A 19,568-nucleotide genomic window follows, 5' to 3' on the forward strand; every position below is an offset into this window, starting at 1 on the left:
ACTGTCATGCAAAAATCATCGAATTGGAGTCAGACTCAATTTTTGCGTGCCGTTCGCCAGGAGCGCCCGCGGCTTCACATGCGGGATGCCTCCTGCAACATTATCTGCCGCATCCAGGTGCTTGCCGGATCACTGTTGTGAAGGGTGGGCCATTGGACGGCCTCAGTGAACGTGGGTAGTGGCAGGGGAAGTTCGACGATCCGCAGAGGGAAAGTCTTTTTGAAATGCTGAACCAGCCGGAAGGGCATGGTCGCTATACGATCTGTGCCTGAGACCATCGGCGGGATAATGCTAAAGGCCTGCACGATAATCTCGACACGTCTCTTGAGACCATGTTCAAGCAAAAACCGTTCCTCGATGGATGGCATCTGCGGACGGCCGACCCTGAACGCAATGTGCTTCATCGACAAGTACCTCTCGAATGTAAGCTGCTGTGGCAGCTGCTTGTTCGTGGGGCAGCCTACGCACACGAATGTCTCGTCGAACAGCGCCGCTCTTGGATGCGCGCTCGACATGAACAATTCCGGAAGAATCAGAAAATCGACGTCACCGCGCCGGAGAAGCTCATCGAGATCGTCGTCGAGCGGCAGCAATTCGAAGCTGACGGCGGGTGCTTCCCGTGCAACACGCTCCACGACCTTTTCAAAAAACACGAGTGTGGCGAAATCGGAAACCATGATCCGGAAGCGGCGATCGGATTGAGCCGGTTTAAACGGATCCCAAGAAATAATCGAGCACTGGATGTGCAAGAGTGCGCCGCGAACTGCGGGGGCGAGTGTTTCCGCACGTGGGGTTAGAACACGTTCGCGGCCGCTCATCGTAAACAGTTCATCGTTGAAATAATCGCGTAGCCGGCCGACGGCCGCGCTCATGGCCGGCTGACTTAGGTTGATGCTGCTTGCCGCCGCCGTGAGGTTGCGCTCGGTCAGCAGTGCGTCGAGCACAACGAGAAGGTTCAGATCAAGGCCTTTGAAACGCATGCCTCATCTGTCCGTAACGTGGCTGCTTGTCATCGCGACCATTGTGGGCGATTGAGAATTGAGCGGACTTGGGCGTGGCGGCGCTCCGACAACGATCCGCGACACATATCCAAGGTCGCGCGCAATCTTGCGAATTGCCAGTGCTGTGACGACAATCGCCACTCCAACCACACTTGCGAACGCGATTCTGGTCGTGAGATTCCAGACTTCTCCAAACTGTATAAAATCCGTGAGGCGAAACACGGCACCCTGAACCAGATAAAGCAGCAGCGTGCTCTGACCAAGCTCCACCGCGACAAAGTGAGCTATTCTGGTCGAATAGACAATTCTCCAGCATTGGAACATAAGCTGCATCGCTACTGCAGAAGCTGCTGCCGAGCCAGTGAACATCAGAAATACTTGTTCAGCCGACTGTTTATCATGAATTAAAACGAGATTGTTGTAGGCGTAAGTCTCCTTGCCCCACAAAATAAAGCATATGAAAGCTGCTATCGACAGTAAAACTACAAAAATCGATTTGTGTGCCCAAATGATAATTTTCTGCCATCCGATCGGCTGCGCAAGCAAGAACCCGAGACAATAAAATGGGTAAGTGTATCTTAATGACGGGGTTATTGATAATGTGATGGGCGCGAATGCGACCGCAATTGCAGATGCGCTTATAATCCACATCGATACGCGATTGGAAATTGTAAACAGTCTAATTAGAATGAACGAGATAAACGCCGCCCATATGAACCAGTATGTTCCAATGAGTTCCTTCGAAAAGTCCAGCAATCCATCAGTTAAGCTTGTCGCAGGAGGGATCATGGCGGACTTTAGTGTCCAAATTAACGCACACCAAAAAAGCATTGGTAGTAGTAACTGCGTTGCTCGATTGCCGACCCCTTGAATGAACGGTTTTCGCAAAATTGCCCCATAAGAAAGATATCCGCTTATTGCCATAAAGAGAGGCATGTGAAACATGTAGATCGACTTATAATACGGAGACGTCCAGAAATCGTCAGTGCCTCGATAAATTAAATATTGTAATAAGTGCCCAATTATCACTAAAGTAATTAGTATACCTTTGACGAAATCAAGGCTTAGGTCTCGGTCGTTTGTCTCTGCTGGGCGCGAGCCGCGTCCCTTCGCTCCGACTGTTATTTGATCAAGCATCAGACTCCAGCCCATCTGTTGCGGTTGCTACCGGCCGTTTCTGGGCACGGCGAGCACGCCAGTTTCGGTGAAAAGGATCGAAATTTACGCGGATCGCGGCGTGGTATCGTGGGCCGACTGGCTGCAACCGAGCGGACGAAATCCCAGTGCCTGATCGCAAACCTGGAGCGCAGTGGCGGTCGCGATCATGTGTGGCGACGCGATGGCCCGGCACTATGGTCGCCAGGGCGTCTCTGCAGAACCTCTCAAGATGATTCCGCAGCGCATGCCGAACCGTGCCAAAAGCGAACGGAATGCCAAGCTGCTGCTGCACCGGACGCATGACGTGTATAGAATGGCTCATTCCGAGTCTCTCAAGATCCGGATGAACCTGTACAATCCGAGTTCGCCTACCAAGAAAATCAACCTCGCCAACGTGATGAACGGCGCAGCAGGTCCAAGTAAGCCGCTACGCCGTGCACATAGAGCCGATTGCGCGAACCTCCGGCCTTGCACCGGCCCAGCTACGACCGCCTGAAAGCCCCTGTCGGCCCATAGGCCTTTCGGATAAAAGCGGAGAGCTCGACATGATCGGCTACTTGCAAGTCATGTCCCAGCACACGCTACAGAAGCCGTGGCGTCATCGGGTGCATGTTCATCTATGCAGCGCCCTGGAAGTTTGGTAAAATCGATTGTTTAGATCGCGAGCATTCACGCTATGGATAAGTGAAGCGATGCGCTTCAAAGGCCTTGATCTGAACCTTCTCGTCGTGCTCGACGCACTGCTGACCCAGCGCAACCTGTCGGCGGCGGCAAGCAGCATCAACCTAAGTCAGCCGGCCATGAGCGCGGCTGTCGCCCGGCTGCGCGATTATTTCAACGATGAACTGTTTACGATGAGCGGCCGCGAACGTGTTCTAACCCCACGTGCGGAAACACTCGCCCCCGCTGTTCGCGGCGCACTCTTGAAAATCCAGAGCTCGATTATTTCTTGGGATCCGTTTAATCCGGCTCAGTCCGATCGCCGTTTCAGGATCACCCTTTCCGATTTCGCCACACTCGTGTTTTTTGAAAAGGTCGTGGAGCGTGTTGCACGCGAAGCACCCGCCGTCAGCTTCGAATTGCTGCCGCTCGACGACGACCCCGATGAGCTTCTCCGGCGCGGTGACGTCGATTTTCTGATTTGTCCAGAATTGTTCATGTCGAGCGCGCATCCAAGAGCGGCGCTGTTCGACGACACGCTCGTGTGCGTAGGCTGCCCCACGAACAAGCAGCTGCCGCAGCAGCTTACATTCGAGAGATACATGTCGATGAGGCACGTTGCGGCCAAGTTCGGGCGGAAGCCCTCCGTCGAGGAGCGTTTTTTTCTTGAGCATGGCCTGAAGAGACGTGTCGAGGTTATCGTGCAGGCCTTCAGCATGATCCCGCCGATGGTCTCAGGCACGGCTCGTATAGCGACCATGCCCTTCCGGCTGGTTGAGCATTTCAAGAAAACCTTCCCACTGCAGATCATCGAACTTCCGCTGCCGCTTCCCGCATTTACCGAGGCCCTCCAATGGCCCGCCCTTCACAACAGTGATGCGGCAAGCGTCTGGATGCGAGAGATATTGTTACAGGAGGCGTCTCGAATGAGTTCTCCGCGGGACACCAAAAAGGGTCGCAAGCCCTGATTGACTACCGCGTCTCACACCGGCACTCGTTTCAACAGGCGTGTCGAACGAGATCGATAGTCGCGGAAAGTGCGCCTGCGAGGTCGTCCAGCGGGTGGGCTGCGTCGACAAACGGTGGGAATGAGAAGGGGCCCCCATAGCCGCCATCAAGCAGCGCCCGAATCTGGCTGCCATTGTCGGTACCGACCAGGACGCGATCCGGGTAAATCCATTGGATCGGATCGCTCACGCTTGAGAGGTGCACGAGACCGGTCAGGTCGCAGGAGAAGAACGGCTCCCCGGCGAGCGGCGTGATGAAACGTGTCGTGCACGAGGCGGAAGACGGACTGGCCATCAATGGCGGCAATGGCCTTAGCCGCTTCGTTCTTCGATCGAAGCGAGCAAGTCTGGAAGCCGAGCGGCTCGATGAGACCGATCAGGCCGCGCGACTGGAGGATCGGCTTGAGCGCCTTCAAGGCGACGCGGAGATCGCCCCGGCGCTCGCCATTGGCAGGCCAAGAGCCATCGTTGACCGGCACCAGCATGAGCGTCTTGGCTCCGCAGGCCGCCGCATAATCGGCGAGCTTGCTCGCCTCGGCCCTGCGGGCAGGAGTCCACTCATTGAAGCGCTGCAAGGCATTGATGGAGAATCCCAACGCCTGCTTCGGCGGCGGCAGACCGGACGTCCGCCGCCGGCTGCCGCGTGCAATAGCATTGCTGTACTGTTGGCTGCGTCGGTTAGGCCCTGGTCACGGGCAAAAGCGAAAAGTGCCCTGACGTCAAGTCCGGGCGTCGCCATGTGATCGAGTGCAAAGCGGGGCGATGCTTGGCGCATGGCTTGGCTTTCCTTATATGAAACGGCAGTCATTCTCGGCTGACTGGCTTCTACCGTGCGTTGATTCGCGAGGGCCAAAATGATGGTCATGAGGAAGGCGAGGCAGTCGAACTCACGTTTCCCTCACTGTGGTGCCGCGCCTGAGACATCGCCTGAATCGGTGTAATGACCGAAGGGTGCTTCGCCAGAGCGAGGCCGACGCCCAGCGCAATCATCGCGCCGCCCGACGCCTCCCTCAGGCGGCGGATCAACCTGGGACGCGCTGCCGCGCCGTCTTGAATGCCGCTGGCCACGAAGGCAACCACGATGTCGGCGAGCGTGTTGAGCGCAATCGACACGGAGCCAAGCACCACGAATTGCAGAGCTACGTGTCCTGCGCTCGGGTTCACGAACTGCGGAAGGAAGGCTAGAAAAAAGGCTGCCGTCTTGGGGTTGAGAGCCTCGACCAGCACCCCTTCACGAAAAGCCCGCTGGGGTCCGACTGAACGCACCGGGGCGCCATCATCGCCAGTCGCTCCCTTGCGGCGCGCGGCTTGAAAGGTGCGAAAGCCTAGCCAGACGAGGTAGACCGCGCCGAACAGCTTCAATGCGGAGAACAGTTCCGAGCTCTCGAGCACGATCGCGGAAACACCTAGGCTTGCTGCGAGGACGTGGATCATGCCTCCCAACCCCGTGCCGAAGCTGGAAGCGATACCCTCCGGACGACCGCCGGCGAGCGTGCGCGCGGCAACGTAGAAGATGCCCGGACCGGGCGTGATGGCGAGCACGGAGGCCGCGGCGAGGTACAGGGCGAATGGGGTCAGTTCTGGCATCATGGGTCGATTCCGACAAAGTTCATGATTATTTTGGGATGAGAGCGGCGAGCTCGCGGTCAGATGCCCGCTCGCTCGCCGCAAGGCCCGCGGCCACGCCATCGCGGTCGGCCGCGTTCCGGTTCTGACTCAGTTTGCGCTTGCCCTCCAGCCTCGTGATCGGCATGCGCAAGCCAACGATTCCGCGGAGTTGCGCCTGTACAAAATCCGGCGGCGCGTCCGACACCGCCCAAGGCAAGGCGCGCTCGCCCTCGTGGTGGTCGGTCAGACGATTCACGACGTCCAGCAGTCTTCCCGCATGCTCGAAGAACTCGACCGGACCATAGGCGTGGACGGCGATGTAATTCCAGGTCGGGACGACCTTCCCGGTTTCCCGCTTGGTCGCATACCATGCCGGCGTCACATAAGCGTCCGGCCCCATGAAGATGGCTAAGCCGTCGCCCAGCGGCGGAACATGGCACTGGGGATTGGCCTTCGCTAGGTGCCCGTAGATCACCCCGTGCTCGCCCTCGCTCTCATCAAGGAAGAGGGGCAGTGGCGTTGCGAGCGGCCCTTCCGCCGTGACTGTAACGAAGTTCGCCAGCACCGCCGCGCGGATGGTCGCGCGCAGGGTCTCCTTGTCGTCGTCGCGGAAAGCGGGAGGGATGTACATGGCGAAACTCCTTGAGTTACCAGTCAGATACCGGCACTCTGGCCTGCTGGAAACAGCCAGTCAGAAGCTATCGACGTGGTCCAGTTTGTGAAAGATGGCATCGTGCCCGATCATCGTGACGATCGAGGAGCAGATCCACAGCGGGGTGTGCGAGTCGGAGAACCCCTGGTCCTTCGCAGCCGAGGGGTCGGGCATATCCCGGCAATGGCGACTAGTTTGCCATACCTTGTGGACGCAGCCCGCGATCCCGGAGACCATATTGAAAGAATCGTCGAAGAGGTTCCGGCGATGCCAGGCAATGCCGAGAGGCTGCGCGGGTCCTCATTGTAGCAGGTGACAACAAACGTCTACGCTTAGTCAACGGGTCGGAGCCGACAGTTCGTCCGATGTCGACGAAGCCTGTAAGCCTTCATAAGCGAGACCCAAGGCACTGGCTGGGAAAGCAGGCCCATAGGATCTCGCATTTCAGTGATGTTCTGGAAGCGGGCGAATTTCATATCCGCAGGCATCTAATGCTGGAATCAGATTGGATAGCGCCATAACGGTCTGGTTGCGCAGACCGGCTTGAGTGCTCCTTCTCGACTCGTCGGGAGGACAACCGTCGTGCAAGAGCACGATTGCGCCGGGCCGGACCGAGGCGAGCACAGCATCGACGATCGCATCGGTGCCGGGGCGCGACCAGTCTTTTGGGTCTATCGACCAATGAAGGGCCGCCAGCCCGGCGATCTCTGACGCAGTGAACACTTCTTCGCTCCAGGCGCCGTATGGCGCGCGAATGTAGCGGATCGAGGCCTGGGGGCATGCTACCATGATGGCACGGTTCGCCTCAAATACCTCACGTTGGACGTCGCCCAAGCCGCATTTGGACAGATCCGGATGAGACATCGTGTGGTTGCCCACCTCATGCCCTTCTGCGATCATTCGCTGGATGAGGTCCGGGTGCTCTGCGGCGTAGGCACCAATCACGAAGAAAGTCGCTGGCACCCGATTTTGCGCCAGCACATCGAGTATCTGTGGTGTGAAGAATGGATCGGGACCGTCGTCAAACGTCAGATAAACGCTCCGACGGCCGGTTCCATCAGCGCATTCACTCTGCACCTCCCATCCGTCATCAAGATGTTTCATAGCTCCGGATCCTTCCGGTCAATTGTTGCATCGGTCGGCCATTCGCTCATCGGCCGCGCAATCGGCATAATCACGAGGAGCACGTCCTCCACACGAGGCGGCATGTCGAGATCCAGCACTTCTGAGTGGGACCGCATGCGAACATCGACACATCGTGGCCGGGCCGTCTCTGCAGAACGTCTCAAATTACCAGCGCCTAGCTTTTCATTGCAGGGTCAGTCCCCCGATAGGGTTTTCGGAAGATCTCGGAGAGTGCGATATGATCGGCTACTTGCAACTGGTTCTCCCGGCACAACCTCCACCGTCCTTGGAGCGCATGGGAAACCTCGACTTGTTGATCCTTGGGGTAGGCGCCTACGCCAGTTGGGGCTTGTGGCGAAAGAGCCGACGCGATGCAGCTTGCGCGATCACCGACGTACCTGGTCGAAAAGGGGATCGGCTCGCTTAATGTTCGGCGCAGACCAGAATGCACACACCAGAAAAATGCTCCTCGGAGCCAACCGCATACATCGACAATCTCCCTAGCCTGCATCCTTGAATTCTTCCTATGCAATGTCCTGTCCGATAGTCAAAATCGAATGTTTCGATGACAAGCATCCACGTTGCGGATAGATGAGACCATGGCCCTTGATGTGAAGCTCCTCGTCGGCTCCACGCACTGCTGACCGAGCGCAACGGCACGGTGGCGGCAAGCCGCATCAGCTAATTCAGCCGGCCATGAGCGCGGCCGTCGCCCAACTGCTTTCAACGATGACCTGTTTACGATGAGCGGTCGCGAAGTTCTAACCCCGCGTGCGGAACCGTCGACGTCTCAGAGTTGGGCGACGACGTCGCGCAGCATCTCGACGCTGCCGGTGTCGTAGACGCCTCTGAGTATCTGCTCACGAAGCGCTTCGTAGATCTGGCGCGCCCCCATGCCATGCGGGCGGATTGAGCCACCGGGAGCTGGAGACTGGACCATTTCTTTTCCTGCCAACTGAACCAGTTTGCAGCTACTCTTCCTGAAAGCCAAGAGCACGTCCGAAGTGGATGCCCGAGCCCGCCCACCGATCCAAGACTGGCCCGGTCTGCGAACAGCCAATCGGCTTCGCTACCCGCGCGATCCTGCTACGATCCGGCTGGTGTTTCCAGTGCCGTTCAGCCATCCGTCATCCTGAACTCGACCTACGGCTTCGAAAGCGTTGCGGCGAATGGGGCCGCCGCCTTGGCGGCGCAATCCTCGGCGGCGCGGAAACCCTCCACACGGGCTTACCTACATCACCGGCGCCGCGCTCTCGCTAGTTCGGCCTTACCTGGTTCTGCGCGGGCTGAAGACTCTTGCGCTTCGCGAAGGGCACAGACCATGACGCTTGCGATCGCGCAGGTGCTCGAGGGGCGCTCCCCTTCCTCGACTCCCATCCCGATCAGGCGATTGCCCGAGAGCAGATGTCGGGCATCGCCAACGCTAACCCCTGCGTGACCTTGACCAACAGATCCTCGGTTTCCTGAAGATGGCGTCGTCGAAATCTGCACCGGCGTCGTATTGCCGTAAATCAAGGATGCAAACAACAGGGCCGGATGATTGGAGGCCGAAGCATCAAGCCGCATTCAGACAAGATCGTCGCCCCACCGACGCATTTTGCCAAAAGCAGCTCAACGACGAACATGCCGGCTTGGCGCGCCGAAGGGCCGCCGCCATTCCCGCAAGCGGCCCGCCCGCTCGCCACCGGGGTCAACCCACGCCAATCTATCCACCAACGCTCGTCCCATCCGCTACGCGTAACACCAAGCTGAAGTCGCAGGGGCGGTCACCGACCCGGTACGCCGTCGAGACACGACGAACTGGTGCTGTCTTGAGCCACCGGCAAGCAAATCCATTGCTGATCCGCGACTGCAATATGCGTTAGCTGGAGCGAACATGCATGCTCGCGGCAGACGCAATCATCAGGACCCTTGCCTCGGTCAATTGGATTGGAGATCATCATATGAAGGTGCAGACCGGTGTTTGGGCAGCTGTTATCGGTCGTCCAGGCTTTGGCATCAGTTTTGGTGGACGCGAGCAGCTTGCGAGGGATGCATCCGAACGTGGCGCTGCTCCCACAATAGTCGCAGCTCTCCTGTGAGAGCCTCGCGCAGGCCCTGATCCGGCGTAATTGTGTCGAGGAGATCCGCGAGCACGGCTTCGCCTTCGATCCGCGTCAGCAGATCGAACAAGCCATGTGAAATACGCGCACAGTCACGGTGATCCGTTCGGATTTCGCAGACGGTCTCGTGGCGATCCTGCGCCGTGTATGCGCGGACTTTATGCAGGGATACATAAGGCGGCAATGAAACCGCGAGCGCAGTCCAATCCTGCAGCGTTGCGGCCCGTTTTTTGACGAGGTACGGCCCGACCACAAGTCCATCCAGCTCTGTTGTCAGGAACGTGGCAATCGAGTCTGCAACTGAATCTACGATCGGCTCTGCATTGTTGTTAAAGGACGTATTGAGCAGAATTGGGATGCCTGTCCGCTGCTTGAAGGCATTGATAACGTCCCAGTAGGCCGGACTGGCCTTGCGCGATACTGTTTGCAGCCGAGCCGTACCGTCGACATGCGTGATGGCGCCGAGCAAATCACGCTTGGAATCGCGCACACGAACTACGAAATTCATGAAGGGAAATTCGCACGCACTGCCCGGGAGGTCGAAAAATTCGCGCGCATCCTCCTCCAACACTGATGGGGCGAACGGGCGATATCCTTCCCGCTTCTTGACCATAGCGTTGATCCGGTCCTTGTTTGAAGCGGGCCTGGGGTCGGCAAGAATGCTGCGATTTCCGAGCGCTCGCGGCCCGAACTCCGAACGACCTTGCACCCAGCCGATCACCGCGCCACCGACCATCCACTCGGCTGCCCTATCCGCCACCTCCTCAGTGCGTTCAAACTCCAGGTGCCCCGCCCATGCCTTTAGTTCCTCTTCGACAGCGTGATCGCTCGCGAGTTCCGGCCCCCAATAAACCTCCTGCAATCGCGTACGCGGCGCTGGGCGGCCCAACTCATTAGACACGATTAGCGCGGCGCCTAATGCGCATCCAGCGTCATGCGATGCGGGCTGCACGAAGATGTCTTCGAAAAGTCCTGAATAGAGCAGCTTGCCGTTCATGGAGCAATTGTGCGCAACTCCGCCGGCCAGGCACAACCGCGTCATCCCGGTGGCCTCACGATAATGGCGAAGAATGTGAAACACGATGCGTTCGAGCGCTTCCTGTAACGACGCACTCACATCCATGTGCTGCTGAGTGAATGGCATTCCCTTTTGCCGAACCTGAATGCTGCGGAGCAAAGTCGGACCGATGCGGTCCAGGTGGACGCGATACTCGCCGTTTGCAGAGAGTTCATAGAATTGCTCGAAAAGCTCGCGATAGGGAACGGGATCGCCGTAGGGGGCAAGCCCCATTACCTTATATTCATCGAACAAGCCGTAGCCGAGATACCGGATCGTCTCGAGATAAAATTGCCCGAGAGAATTGTTCTCTGGGAAAGTCGCAAGTTGCGTAATTTCAGTACCAGATCCAACCGCCACAAGGCCCGACAGGAAATCACCAGAGCCATCAATCGCGAAAATCAGACTTTGCTCGAAGCCCGACATTGCAAAAGCACTCACGGCGTGCGCCTGATGATGACTTACGAATGAGATACGCGAAGCGTCGAGCTCGGTACCGAACTCCTGCGCCAGCAGCTGCTGCATCAACAGTTTAGCATCCAACGGAATGGAGGCGTCCGGCTGGGAAACAAGCATGTTTTCAAGCATTGCGTTGCTATAGTCTTCGGTAGCGTAGAACGCCACTCGATCGATTTCGCTGAGCTGAACCCCAGCTGCTGAAAGACAGTATTGAGCCGCACTAATTGGGAGCTTGTTGGAATGTTTGATCCGATTGAGGCGCTCCTCTTCTACCGCCGCAATGACCTGTCCGTCCCGGACGAGCACCGCAGCGCCATCGTGCATGAATGTGTTTGGAATCTGAAATCTGTTTTCATAGACTTTGTCCAATCCGCCGTTCAATCCTAGACACAGCATCTCGCTCTCCATTTGTCGTACAGGAATACTAAATTGGCCTGTCTCGAGACCGTTCGATCAGAAAGACAGGCCGCGTTGTCGCTCGCGCCCGAACGCCAGCCAAACATCACCGGCCTCAAGGAAATTCTATGAGGTCCGCCGGGATCAACATAAGATCCTGTGCTCGAGACGCCGGGCGTTACATAGCGTTGTGGGATTGAATCGACGCCAGCCAAAACCCTTCGCGGCACACGCTGGCGATGTCGTTTTTATTTGCGCCCATAGCGCATGGTTTATCTCCTTCTCTTTCGCGTCAGCGCATCAGTCGGCGGCGCAACAGCGCCATCGAGAGGAAGAATGGCAACAGTGCGTACAGGCCGAGCACACCGATGTGCAGGGCGATGCCGCCGATCGGGCGATCAAGCATAACCGGACGAATGAGGTCGATCGCATGTGACAGCGGCATGCATCGCGCTATCTTCTGAAAGGTGTCAGGCAGCTGATTCAATGGGAAAACGGCGCCCGACAGGAACAGCATGGGTGTAAGGATAAGCGTCTGGTAAAATACGAAGTAATCGTAGCTGGGCGAAAGTGCGGTGACGACCATCGCGAGGCTGGCAAATACGAACCCTGTCAGAGCAATGAATGGCAGCGCATAGAGGACGGACGGCCAGGCTGTATAGCCCAAGGCTGCGGTGACAATGGTAATTGCCATACCGGCCAGGAAGGCCTTGGTGGCTGCCCACGCCAGTTCCCCCAGAACGATGTCGCCGAGGGTAACGTGCGTATACAGCATGGCTTCCCATGTGCGTTGAGAATGCATGCGAGCGAAAGCCGCGTACAGTGTTTCGAGGGTAGAGGCGGTCATCGCACCGACCCCGACCATGCCGGCCGCCAAAAAGGCGATGTACGGCGCACCGTCGACGCGGCCGACCATTATGCCGAGGCCGGTACCTAGTCCGAAAAGGTAGATCATTGGATCGGCGAGGTTACCGAGAATCGCCACGAATGCGACTTTCTTCCATGCCAGATAGTTCCGGCGCCACACCGCAACCCAGTTCCACGCATTGGCGGGCAGCACCGCCGCAAGACCTTCAATCATCGTTCACTCCTCCATCTCGCGCCCGGTCAGCCGCAAGAAAACATCCTCGAGATTGGCTGGACGCAGAAGAAGGCGCAGACTTGGTCGCCCCTGGAGTTGCGTGCGCACCTGATCAGGGTCTGGCGCGTAGCAGTAGAGGGTTTCGCCGCTGACCTCGATGCGCTGAGAATGTGGCTTGACCAGCGAATGCAACTCGTGCGGATCGCCGCCGTAAATCTCCATGACCTGGCATCCGATATGCTCGTCGATCAGCGCCTGCGGGCGGCCTTCGGCGATGTAGCGACCCCTTTCGAGCACGCACAGCCGATCGCATAATCGCTCAGCCTCTTCCATGAAATGCGTCGTCAGGATAATCGTTTTGCCGCGAGCTAACAGCGCGCGCAGCCGCTCCCAGATCAGGTGGCGCGCGTGCGGATCGAGGCCGGTGGTCGGCTCGTCCATCACAATGAGCTGGGGGTCGTTGATCAACGCCCGCGCCATCGTCAGGCATCGCTTCATGCCGCCGGACAGTTCCGAGACGCGCGCATCCGCCTTGCGCTCGAGGCGAGCGAACTCGAGAAGCGACGGGATGACCGCTTCGCTCTCGCGTGTGCTCATGCCGAAGTAGCGGCCGAACACCAGCAGGTTCTCGCGTACGGTGAATTCCTGGTCAAGATTATCGAATTGCGGGACCACGCCAATGCCCCTACGTGCCAGCCGAGCGCGCGCCGGCACCGGGACGCCGAGCACCGTGATCGTGCCCGCGTCAGGGCATGTCATGCCGAGGAGCATACGCGCAATCGTGCTTTTGCCGGCCCCGTTTGGTCCGAGGAGGCCGAAACACTCTCCCGACGCAACGGTGAACGACAGGTCGTCGACAACGACCTTGTTCCCATACGACTTAGTTACGCCGGCAAAATCGATTGCCACGGTCGACAGAGAGTCATGCACGGAGCTTTTCGCGCTTGTTTGCCGGTGACACTCCCGTTCGATCGGAGGAGTCTCGGGCCGCCGCAAATCCTCTGGGCCCAACTTTCGCTTCAACACTTGATGTTTCTGGTCCTGGCTCAACACTCTTCCACCTGCGATCACGTGACTATTGCTGTTCGCTGTAAGCTGCGTCAGATCCCACCAAGGCGGGCTTTGGAATGGCGCCGTCGATGTCTGTCACAGTGGCGGCCGAGCTTCGCGACAACCAATCGCTATTGCTCAATGTACACAGCGCGTATGCTTTCAACGGGAGCAAGAGAAAGATGTTGATGAGTGTGTGGAGCGAGAATCCGAGAAATCGAAGTTGGCGCGCACGAAACGCTGCCACGCTGCAGCGAACTATAGTCATGACCGCAATAGTCAGGCATGCCGTCCAAGGGACAGTACCTGTCGTTATGAATTGCGCGAGCCCAGCCAGGAGCGACAAAGAGAGCAATAATGGGCCAAGATTCTGCCCAATCACGTCCAATGTGAGATAAATATTAAGGCCGCGCAGCAGTTGGAGCGCCAGCAACGTGTCACGGAACGTGCTCCGGGCCCAGCGAAGCTGTTGGCGCAGATAGGGACCCATGCTGCTGGGAACGACTGTTGCCGCGACGGCCTCCGGGACATACTCTGTTCGAAAGCCTGCTTTCAGCATCAGGATCGTAAGGTGGCGGTCCTCACCGAAGTCGCTCGGCTTCCCTCGAAAGCGCTGCGTCTCGTATTGATCCAGCAGCGAAACAAGCGCGGTTCGCCGGTACATGGCACACGGACCGCAGCAACACATGACGGCACCGAACCGAGCCTGCGCTGCCCGCTCTTCGTTGCAGGCGAGCCAGTATTCCATGTCAATCAACCGCGTCAGCCAAGTTTCATTGCGATTACTAGCCGCCAACTGGCCCATGGCGGCGCCGATCGCTTGATCTTGCATCTTTAGCGCAAGCCTTGTGACGACGTCCGGCGCGAGTATCGTGTCCGAATCTACATTGAGCACCAAATCTCCGCACGAGCGGCGAACCGCCGCAATCTGTGCCTTGCGCTTTCCGACATTCTTTGGGAGCGCAATGAATTCGAACCTCGGATCACCAGCGTATTCCTCGTGTACACCTACGAGGGCATCGCGGTTTCCAGAACCGTCATCAACAACATAGACCTGCAGTTTTCCGGCGTAGTCCTGACTTGCAATGGAAGCCAGGCAGTCCGAGAGGGTGCGAGGAGCCTCGTTGTAGCACGGGATAATGACATCGACGCTCGGCCAAGGCTCACAGCCGGCCGGTTCGCCCGAGGTCGGCGGTACGTTTGTAGGCAGGGTATAAAACACCTGCGCGGTCTTATAGACGGTCGACAGCAGCGCATAAGAGCAGACTGCAACGATACTGGCTGGGGCAAAGAGGTTCATGAGATGTCAGATTTCTCAGTGAATTTGAGGAAGCGAGCGGACAATAAATCCGCGGTCAATGCTGTATTCAGATCGATCGATGCGATGAGGGGCGGGTCGCGCTGACTGATATCATTGCGGGTGTTCTTCATAGCTCTGGACCGTTCCGATCGATCAATGTGCCGGCCGGCCACTCGCTCATTGAGCGTCCAATTGGGAGCACCATGACGAGTACGTCGTCGTCGACTCGCGTGGGAGGCAGATCGGGGTACACGTCCGGGAGGGTTGAACGCACGCGAACGCCCGACAAAATGCTCGCCAAGCCTTTGCGGCAGAACCTACCAACATGGTTCCGGAGCGCGTGCCGAACCGTGCCGAAAGCGAATGGAACGCCAAGCTGCTGCAGCACTGGATACATCGCGCTAATCGAATGGGCGATTCCTAGCCCCTCAAGATCCGGACGGACCCCGTATAGACCGAGTTCAGCGACAAGCAGATCAGCGTCGTCAACCTTGATGTATCGGCGCAGCAGGCCCAAGTGAGCCGCTATCCCGTGCACATCATTGCCGATTGCGCGGACCTCCGGCCTCGCACCCGCCCAACTTCGACCGCCTTCGAATTGCTTTCCATTAAAGGCTCCGGTAGGCTCATAGGTCTTCCGGAAGAACTCAGAGAGTTCGAGGTGATCGGAAAGCCGCAACTCGTTTTCCCAGCACAACCTCCACTGCACGTCAGAGCGCATGCGAAGACTTCCTCTTTTTCGGGTTCTTTTGTGCACCTCACGCGGCAGAGCAACGCGGTGCATGTCATGTGGGGGGTCTATGAACGACCCGCCCAGATTGGTAAAATTGATTGTTTAGATCGCGAGCATCCACGCTATGGATGTTAAAACCATGCGTTTCGAAGGCCCATGATCTGAACCTTCCGGCCGTGCTCGGTTGGCCTATAAAGCGACGGCAACCGAGGCAGCTGTCGGTGACACAACCTGCTTCAAGAGCGGCTGCCAGCGGCGTGGCTGCGCCTCGTGCCGAAGCAGCGATCAAGTGGAGGATGGGCCCGACTGTTAGGCGTCAGCAAACGCGGCGACCGTTGACGCACGCTGATGATCCATAGGCGATCGCGCAGCTCTGGATCGCGCCGGCGGCAAACAGGTTCCGCGAAGCCTCAGGCTCGACAAGTTGCGGCAAAGGCGGCATCCCACTGGCGCTGCGGTCGCGCTCGGCAACAAGAATCGTCTGGTCGATGCTCGCTGCCTGGCAACCGGTACTGTCGGTAAAGCAGCCTGACGGACCTGGAGAGCGAGAAGGAGGGCGCACCTCGGCCTTGCAGCAAAATGGCAGAGATGGGGAAACGGTCACCCCGTCGCTTCCGAACCTGATGTGTGGACCGCAAAAGCTTCGGCCGACGTCTGGGGCCGTTGAGGTGGAAGCGGGCGAAAACCCGTCGAGGCTCGCCGCGCTGAACATCGAGCCGCATGAAGAAGCCGGATATACGTCAGCAGTTGTGACCATCAACTGGATCCAGCTAACTTGTTGCAATCGGGCGCTCTTATACGTCCACATATAGGGTCAGCTTGACACCACGAGCGCACGTGTCACCAAGTCAACTTCGACAATTCGTTTCATCAGGAAGCGGAAATCGGCTTTCGGAAGCGGGCCAGCAGGCAGTCTTCATTGATCGACGCGCCCCGGCACTCGATGCGTGTCATCTCGGTCAACGATTTGTTCAGCATGGCGCTTCAAGCAAAGTTGGCCTATTTCGGCGGCCTTCGGGAAGGCGATCGCCGGCTCGTCAAGCGAGCCCGGTCTTGCGGGGGTCTCTACAGTCGCACCGACTGTCTTGCCGCGCCGGAATACCCGACGGAAGAATGCATAGAAGCGGCTGTTCTTGCTGCGCGTGAACACCATCAGCATCGACGGTGTCACTACCAGCGTCAGCAAGGTGGCGAAGGACAGGCCGAGGACGATCGCCGACGACAGCGATATCCACCATTGCGTCGACGGCGCGTTGATCGTCGTCTCGTGATGGAAGATTTCGAGACCGAGGCCGAAGGCGATCGGCAGCACGCCGAGGATCGCCGACACCGCCGTCAGCACCACCGGGCGGGCACGTTCGCGGCAAGTCTGCAGCACCGCGTCCATCTTGTCCCAGCCCTCTTCGCGCAGCCGGTCGTAGGTGTCGATCAGCACGATGTTGTTGTTCACCACCACGCCGGCCAGTGCGATGACGCCGATGCCTGACATGACGATGCCGAACGCCTCTCCGGTCAACAGCAATCCCAGGAACACGCCAACCGTCGCCATGACTACGCAGGATAGCACCAGCCAGACGCTGGTGAACTTATTGAACTGCATCAGAAGCACCAGGAAGATCAGGAAGATCGCCGCGCCGAAGGCCTTGCTGAGGAAAGCGCTGGCCTCGGCGCTGTCCTCGTTCGAGCCGGCAAGCTTCCAGCGTATGCCGCTGCCGAGATCCACTTCGGCGACAGCCTGGCTGACCTGCTGCTGGACAGAAGCGACCTGCTCGCCGGCGGCGACATTGGCCTGGACGACCACCGTGCGCGCGCCGTCGATGCGGTTGAGGATACCAACGGTCGGCTCGGGCTTGCGCACGACGAAATTCGAGATCGGCACCGACCCTTGCGAAGTCTGCACCCTGAGGTCATCGAGTGTCGACAGCGTGCGCCGGTCCTCGGGCAGACGCAGCCTGATGTCGACGGCGTCGTCAGCACCGGCTGGCCGGTATTCACTGAGCTTCAGCCCGTTCGTCACCAGTTGCACCACCGTTCCGACCGAGGTCGGGCTGATGCCGTATTGTGCCGCTTTGGCGCGATCGACGTCGAGCGCCCAGTCGACGCCGGGCGGCGGCAGGCCGTCGGAAATATCGATGACGCCGGGCACCTTGGCAATGCGCGCGGCGACGGCGCGCGCATTGTCGTCGAGGCCTTCCGGGTCGACGGCCGAAAGCCTGATCTGGATCGGCTTGCCGGTGGGCGGGCCGGCCTCGGGCACGCGAACCTCGACGTCGACGCCGGGAATGCCGGCCATGACGCCGCGCAATTCGTCCAGGATCGCGTTCGCCGATTTGCGCTCGCGCCAGTCGACGAACTCGTACTGGATCACGCCGACCACGTCTTCCGGAATATCCTGGCCGCCGCCTTGCGTCTTGCCGACACGGGTATAGACCGATTTCACGCCCGGCCAGCCGAGAAGCCGGTTTTCCGCGGTCGTTGTGGCGGCATCCATTTCTGCGAGCGAAAGGTTGCCGCGGGCGTGCACATAGAGCAGGCCGTAGTCAGGCTCGACATTCGGGAAGAACTCGACGCCGGCGCCATATTTCGAATAGGCAAAACCGACACCGAACAAAAGGCCGACGGTGAGTAGAAGCACGGTGATGGGAAAGCGCACCGCCTGCTTGACCACAGCCATGTACCAGCCGTCGCGATTGTCATTCTCGTGATGCGGCGGCGCCTTGGCGAACAAGGCGCCCAGCGCCGGTGCAAAGACCAGTGCATAGAGCATCGAGGCCGAGAGCGTGACGATCAGCGTGATCGGCATGTATTTCATGAAGTCGCCGATGATGCCCGGCCAGAACAGCAGCGGCGAAAAGGCGGCGATGCGCGTCATCGTCGCGGCGATGACCGGACCGGCCATGCGCTTGGCGGCAAGCGCGAACGCCTCTGCCTTAGGCATGCCTTCGCTCATCCGCCGCTCGGCGAATTCGGTGACGATGATGGCGTCGTCGACCAGCATGCCGACCGCCAGGATGAGGCTGAACAGCACGATCATGTTGATCGTGTAGCCCATCATGGCCAACAGCAGGATGCCGATCAGGAAGGACGATGGAATGGCGAGGCCGATCAGCAGCGAGGCGCGGCCCGACAGCGCGTAGAGAATGACGATGAACACCAGCATCACGGCGATCATGACGTGGTTCTGCAGATCGCCGAGCAACTGGTTGACGAAGACCGATTTGTCCTGCGTGTAGGTGACGTGCATGCCTTCCGGCATGGTCTTTATGAAGGCATCGGACACGGCCCTCACCTGGGCGATCGTGTCGATCAGGTTGGAGCCGATGCGCTTCTTCACCTCGATGGCGATCGCCGGCTTGCCGTCAAGACGGGTCACCGTCTCGGCGTCCTTGAAGGTGGAGCGGACGGTGGCGATATCCTTGGCCTGCACCACGGCATTGGGGCCGGCGACGATCGGAAGCGCCGCCATGTCCTGCGGCGTTTCGATCAGCGACGGCACCTTGACCGCGTATTTGCCCTCGGACCCTTCGATGTTGCCGGCGGCGACAAGACTGTTGGAATCGCCGACCGCACCGATCAGCTGCTCGAGCTGCAGCCCGTAGGAAGACAGTTTCATCGGATCGATGACGACTTCGACGAGATCGTCGCGGGCGCCCTGCAGCGAGCCTTCCAGCACGCCAGGCACTTCCTCGATGCGGTCGCGCAACTCGCGCGCAGCCGTCGTCAGAACGCGCTCAGGCACCTCGCCCGACAGCGTCACGACAAGGACGGGGAACTCGGAGACGTTGACCTCGGAGACCACAGGCTCCTCGGCTGCCTGCGGCAGGTCGGCCTTGCCGTCCTGGACCTTGCTGCGTGTGTCCTGCAACGCCGTCGCCAGATCCGTCTGCGGGTGGAATTGGACCAGCACATAGCCGCCGCCCTGGAAGGCGGCCGAGCGCATCTCCTTGAGACCCTTGAGGCTCTTCAGCTTGGCTTCCATCGGCCGCAGCAGAAGGCGCTCCGAATCCTCGGGCGAGATGCCCTGATAGATCAGGCTGACATACATCATGGGAATCGGAACGTCGGGTTCCGCTTCCTTCGGTGTCGACTGATAGGCGACCGCACCCGCGAGGATGAGGAAGACCAGGACCGAAATGGTCAGCCGGGCATTGCTGATTGCGAGTTTGACGATATCCATGA

At 58.9% G+C, this 19,568-nt stretch carries 14 protein-coding genes and 4 pseudogenes; 2 read left to right on the forward strand and 16 right to left on the reverse strand.

Features of this window, described 5'->3' with window-relative positions:
* Nucleotides 1-74: 74 nt before the first annotated feature.
* The 3 genes and pseudogenes from AC0NIE_RS33570 to AC0NIE_RS33580 all read right to left on the reverse strand — a co-directional run bounded on the left by AC0NIE_RS33570 (nt 75) and on the right by AC0NIE_RS33580 (nt 2,737).
* Complete coding sequence (locus AC0NIE_RS33570; protein ID WP_473489061.1) at nt 75-980, reverse strand: LysR family transcriptional regulator; 906 nt, start codon at nt 978-980, stop codon at nt 75-77.
* Nucleotides 981-983: 3 nt separating this feature from the next.
* Nucleotides 984-2,138, reverse strand: a complete 1,155-nt coding sequence (gene nolL, locus AC0NIE_RS33575; protein WP_473489060.1) for a nodulation factor fucose acetyltransferase NolL — start codon at nt 2,136-2,138, stop codon at nt 984-986.
* A pseudogene (locus AC0NIE_RS33580) lies at nt 2,131-2,737 on the reverse strand (GNAT family protein). The gene nolL and the pseudogene AC0NIE_RS33580 overlap by 8 nt, the downstream one beginning before the upstream one ends.
* Nucleotides 2,738-2,851: 114 nt before the next feature.
* Here AC0NIE_RS33580 and AC0NIE_RS33585 point away from each other — a divergent pair.
* Nucleotides 2,852-3,787, forward strand: coding sequence for a LysR family transcriptional regulator (locus AC0NIE_RS33585; RefSeq protein ID WP_473489059.1), 936 nt, complete (start codon nt 2,852-2,854; stop codon nt 3,785-3,787).
* 146 nt (nt 3,788-3,933) lie between these two features.
* On the opposite strand, the gene AC0NIE_RS33590 is transcribed toward AC0NIE_RS33585, so the two are convergent.
* From AC0NIE_RS33590 to AC0NIE_RS33640, 11 genes are all read right to left on the reverse strand, one after another.
* Nucleotides 3,934-4,422, reverse strand: a complete 489-nt coding sequence (locus tag AC0NIE_RS33590) for a TIM barrel protein (RefSeq protein ID WP_473489058.1) — start codon at nt 4,420-4,422, stop codon at nt 3,934-3,936.
* Between the two features lie 265 nt (nt 4,423-4,687).
* Nucleotides 4,688-5,413 (reverse strand): LysE family translocator, encoded by a 726-nt coding sequence (locus AC0NIE_RS33595; protein ID WP_473489081.1) that lies wholly within the window; start codon nt 5,411-5,413, stop codon nt 4,688-4,690.
* Between the two features lie 28 nt (nt 5,414-5,441).
* Complete coding sequence (locus AC0NIE_RS33600; protein ID WP_473489057.1) at nt 5,442-6,065, reverse strand: FMN-binding negative transcriptional regulator; 624 nt, start codon at nt 6,063-6,065, stop codon at nt 5,442-5,444.
* 465 nt (nt 6,066-6,530) lie between these two features.
* A complete protein-coding gene (nodB, locus tag AC0NIE_RS33605; protein ID WP_065010656.1) occupies nt 6,531-7,190 on the reverse strand; it encodes a chitooligosaccharide deacetylase NodB in 660 nt (219 codons plus the stop codon).
* A complete protein-coding gene (locus AC0NIE_RS33610) occupies nt 7,187-7,327 on the reverse strand; it encodes a hypothetical protein (protein WP_473613740.1) in 141 nt (46 codons plus the stop codon). The genes nodB and AC0NIE_RS33610 overlap by 4 nt, the downstream gene beginning before the upstream one ends.
* A 674-nt stretch (nt 7,328-8,001) precedes the next feature.
* On the reverse strand, nt 8,002-8,151 hold the full coding sequence (locus tag AC0NIE_RS33615) for a hypothetical protein (RefSeq protein ID WP_473489056.1): 150 nt from the start codon (nt 8,149-8,151) through the stop codon (nt 8,002-8,004).
* A gap of 1,058 nt (nt 8,152-9,209) precedes the next feature.
* Nucleotides 9,210-11,225 carry a carbamoyltransferase family protein gene (locus tag AC0NIE_RS33620; protein WP_473489055.1) on the reverse strand — a complete coding sequence of 672 codons (2,016 nt, stop codon included), beginning with the start codon at nt 11,223-11,225 and terminating at the stop codon, nt 9,210-9,212.
* Between the two features lie 292 nt (nt 11,226-11,517).
* On the reverse strand, nt 11,518-12,306 hold the full coding sequence (locus AC0NIE_RS33625) for an ABC transporter permease (RefSeq protein WP_473489054.1): 789 nt from the start codon (nt 12,304-12,306) through the stop codon (nt 11,518-11,520).
* A gap of 3 nt (nt 12,307-12,309) precedes the next feature.
* Complete coding sequence (gene nodI, locus AC0NIE_RS33630; RefSeq protein WP_473489053.1) at nt 12,310-13,332, reverse strand: nodulation factor ABC transporter ATP-binding protein NodI; 1,023 nt, start codon at nt 13,330-13,332, stop codon at nt 12,310-12,312.
* Between the two features lie 49 nt (nt 13,333-13,381).
* A complete protein-coding gene (gene nodC, locus AC0NIE_RS33635) occupies nt 13,382-14,656 on the reverse strand; it encodes a chitooligosaccharide synthase NodC (RefSeq protein ID WP_473480702.1) in 1,275 nt (424 codons plus the stop codon).
* 127 nt (nt 14,657-14,783) lie between these two features.
* Nucleotides 14,784-15,377, reverse strand: coding sequence for a NodA family N-acyltransferase (locus tag AC0NIE_RS33640; RefSeq protein WP_473480706.1), 594 nt, complete (start codon nt 15,375-15,377; stop codon nt 14,784-14,786).
* Nucleotides 15,378-15,585: 208 nt separating this feature from the next.
* Here AC0NIE_RS33640 and AC0NIE_RS33645 point away from each other — a divergent pair.
* Nucleotides 15,586-15,725, forward strand: a pseudogene (locus AC0NIE_RS33645) (transposase); the annotation flags it as partial.
* 534 nt (nt 15,726-16,259) lie between these two features.
* On the opposite strand, the pseudogene AC0NIE_RS33650 reads toward AC0NIE_RS33645, so the two are convergent.
* Both AC0NIE_RS33650 and AC0NIE_RS33655 read right to left on the reverse strand, forming a co-directional pair.
* Nucleotides 16,260-16,367: pseudogene (locus AC0NIE_RS33650) on the reverse strand (SAM-dependent methyltransferase); the annotation flags it as partial.
* A gap of 25 nt (nt 16,368-16,392) precedes the next feature.
* A pseudogene (locus AC0NIE_RS33655) lies at nt 16,393-19,566 on the reverse strand (efflux RND transporter permease subunit); the annotation flags it as partial.
* Nucleotides 19,567-19,568 lie beyond the last annotated feature (2 nt).

Source organism: Mesorhizobium sp. WSM4842 (genome assembly GCF_055901575.1).

What these genes read in the sequence shown, in the direction of transcription:
- AC0NIE_RS33570 (WP_473489061.1), bottom strand. Translation starts at nt 980, where the DNA reads ATGCGTTTCAAAGGCCTTGATCTGAACCTTCTCGTTGTGCTCGACGCA.
- nolL (WP_473489060.1), bottom strand. Translation starts at nt 2,138, where the DNA reads ATGCTTGATCAAATAACAGTCGGAGCGAAGGGACGCGGCTCGCGCCCA.
- AC0NIE_RS33585 (WP_473489059.1), top strand. Translation starts at nt 2,852, where the DNA reads ATGCGCTTCAAAGGCCTTGATCTGAACCTTCTCGTCGTGCTCGACGCA.
- AC0NIE_RS33595 (WP_473489081.1), bottom strand. Translation starts at nt 5,413, where the DNA reads ATGCCAGAACTGACCCCATTCGCCCTGTACCTCGCCGCGGCCTCCGTG.
- AC0NIE_RS33600 (WP_473489057.1), bottom strand. Translation starts at nt 6,065, where the DNA reads ATGTACATCCCTCCCGCTTTCCGCGACGACGACAAGGAGACCCTGCGC.
- nodB (WP_065010656.1), bottom strand. Translation starts at nt 7,190, where the DNA reads ATGAAACATCTTGATGACGGATGGGAGGTGCAGAGTGAATGCGCTGAT.
- AC0NIE_RS33610 (WP_473613740.1), bottom strand. Translation starts at nt 7,327, where the DNA reads ATGCGGTCCCACTCAGAAGTGCTGGATCTCGACATGCCGCCTCGTGTG.
- AC0NIE_RS33615 (WP_473489056.1), bottom strand. Translation starts at nt 8,151, where the DNA reads ATGGTCCAGTCTCCAGCTCCCGGTGGCTCAATCCGCCCGCATGGCATG.
- AC0NIE_RS33620 (WP_473489055.1), bottom strand. Translation starts at nt 11,225, where the DNA reads ATGCTGTGTCTAGGATTGAACGGCGGATTGGACAAAGTCTATGAAAAC.
- AC0NIE_RS33625 (WP_473489054.1), bottom strand. Translation starts at nt 12,306, where the DNA reads ATGATTGAAGGTCTTGCGGCGGTGCTGCCCGCCAATGCGTGGAACTGG.
- nodC (WP_473480702.1), bottom strand. Translation starts at nt 14,656, where the DNA reads ATGAACCTCTTTGCCCCAGCCAGTATCGTTGCAGTCTGCTCTTATGCG.
- AC0NIE_RS33640 (WP_473480706.1), bottom strand. Translation starts at nt 15,377, where the DNA reads ATGCGCTCTGACGTGCAGTGGAGGTTGTGCTGGGAAAACGAGTTGCGG.